This window comes from Butyricicoccus pullicaecorum (genome assembly GCF_002160355.1).
Classification (GTDB): domain Bacteria; phylum Bacillota; class Clostridia; order Oscillospirales; family Butyricicoccaceae; genus Butyricicoccus; species Butyricicoccus pullicaecorum.
Map to the genome: position 1 here is coordinate 1 of NZ_NFKK01000040.1, position 1790 is coordinate 1790.

The window sequence follows — 1790 nt, forward strand, 5'->3', positions numbered from 1 at the left end:
TTGGACAAATGATTTTTATGACCGGATTTGCACGCGGCCGGAAGAGGAAAACGAAAATGCATGAGTATTCCAAACATGCTATTAGAAAGATTCGCGCTGCGCTGGATAGCGTTTCGCCCGATCCGGCATTGATTACGCTGACCTATCGAGATCCAGAGTCTATCCGGTGTATCAACGAAATGAGACAGCGTGTAACGGATTTTATTCAGCGCGCAGGATGTAATCGAGATATACCATGGATTGCGACCTGTGATGTGCTGCGTGATGGCACAGAGGTGCATCATCATGTTGTGACACAGGGACTTATCTTCGTAGATCGAGATTTTATAGCGCGCTGTTGGGAGTATGGTCTGGTGGATTTCACCGATACATCAGATTGCGTGGATCTCGCACTGTATCTCTCTAAATGTGTATATGTGTTCGGTCATTATCAAGGAAGGGCTTTATGAAACGTATTACATTCGATGGACTTTTTTGCGATATTGCAATGTGCAAAGCTGCCCATGAGGATTGCCCGCACGGGATTTGCAGCCAGCGGCAGACATGGGAGCGGCTCAAACTGCTGGAGGATGTGCTGGGAGATAATTACGACCTCGACCGCCTGCGCCAGATGGTTCAAGCTGAACAGGAGGGAAGTTTGCTTATTATCGGCTTGGGAATCAAGGAAGCTGTTTATACGCCGCCCGCCGACTCTGCACCAGTAGTGCACGCACGGTGGGTGCCAGAATACCACAGAGATCGGGTACTGCTGTATCATTGCTCTCGGTGTGGTAGGAAATTGCTTAGATTTCGAGACCCACGAGAGGCAACATACTGCTTTTGTGGGGCGAGGATGGATTTGCGAGAGGATGATGACGAATGACTTACATGAAAAACTATGTGGAATACTTGGCCGCCGCTGAGCTGAACCGTGCAAACGAGCTTCACCCGGCATTTGCCTCAGCACATGAGGGATGGGCGGTGCTGCTTGAGGAAATTCGTGAGCTGTCCAGCGAGACGCACGCCATCGAGGACATGCACCAGCTGGCGTTTGCCGATGTTATGCAGGACAGATCGGCGCGCGATGGCATTGCCTGTGTCTATGAAACCGCGATCCGCGCCGCATGCGAGGCAATTCAGGTCGCAGCCATGGCCAAGAAGTACATCGCAATGGAGGAGGGGCAGCATGAGCAAGCATTACGGTAAGCATCTGTCCTGCACGGTATCCCCGCAGACCCTATGGCATCTGCGCCGTTTGGCACGCATGAGCGGCTACGGCGATCAGATCGGGCGCGTGGTGGATAAGCTGACCCGCGAAAAGGTTCTGGAACTCAAACCGAAACGAGGTTATTATGATGAGTGCACAGGGCATTTTCGAGATTGACCCATACATCAGAGATCGGCTGATCCGATTTCTCAGAAAATATGTGACTTGGGAAGATGGACAGGAAATTGATACGCTTATGCATTCACCTGAGCAGGTGATTCGGCAGAGTATACTGTTTCTGATAAAGCAAAAGGTATTTACATACCAGGAAATGTCGGTGGAGCTGCGGCATTATGGCCTGCGGCTCTCTGCCGATCAGCTGAAACACTTTGCAATGCAAGGGTGTTTTCTGCGATAATATCACTAAATTTCCAAGCCTGATTTTGTGCACATAAAACGAATGTTCGCCCTTTGCTTGACAAGATTCGGAAAAACGGCTATATTAAATAACAGAAAGAAGGAATCACCCCAACACCGAGTTGGGCAAGAATAAAATAAGGCACTGTGCGGGGCTGAGCCCCGCATTTTTATACCCTTTTGCAGA

The 1790-nt window shown here is 49.9% G+C and carries 5 protein-coding genes; all 5 read left to right on the forward strand.

Annotated elements, in window-relative coordinates; translation table 11 throughout:
* A partial coding sequence (locus B5F17_RS14370) for a helix-turn-helix domain-containing protein (RefSeq protein ID WP_206396749.1) occupies window positions 1–449 on the forward strand: 449 nt, incomplete at its 5' end.
* Entirely contained in the window at window positions 446–862 is a 417-nt protein-coding gene (locus tag B5F17_RS14375) for a hypothetical protein (RefSeq protein WP_087374925.1), read from the forward strand. The genes B5F17_RS14370 and B5F17_RS14375, both read left to right, overlap by 4 nt.
* Window positions 859–1185, forward strand: coding sequence for a hypothetical protein (locus B5F17_RS14380; protein WP_087374927.1), 327 nt, complete (start codon window positions 859–861; stop codon window positions 1183–1185). The genes B5F17_RS14375 and B5F17_RS14380 overlap by 4 nt, the downstream gene beginning before the upstream one ends.
* The gene (locus tag B5F17_RS14385; RefSeq protein WP_087374928.1) at window positions 1166–1363 is read left to right on the forward strand and encodes a hypothetical protein; all 198 of its coding nucleotides are present in this window, start codon (window positions 1166–1168) and stop codon (window positions 1361–1363) included. Before B5F17_RS14380 ends, B5F17_RS14385 begins: the two co-directional genes overlap by 20 nt.
* Window positions 1332–1604 (forward strand): hypothetical protein, encoded by a 273-nt coding sequence (locus B5F17_RS14390; protein ID WP_143287763.1) that lies wholly within the window; start codon window positions 1332–1334, stop codon window positions 1602–1604. The genes B5F17_RS14385 and B5F17_RS14390 overlap by 32 nt, the downstream gene beginning before the upstream one ends.
* Window positions 1605–1790 lie beyond the last annotated feature (186 nt).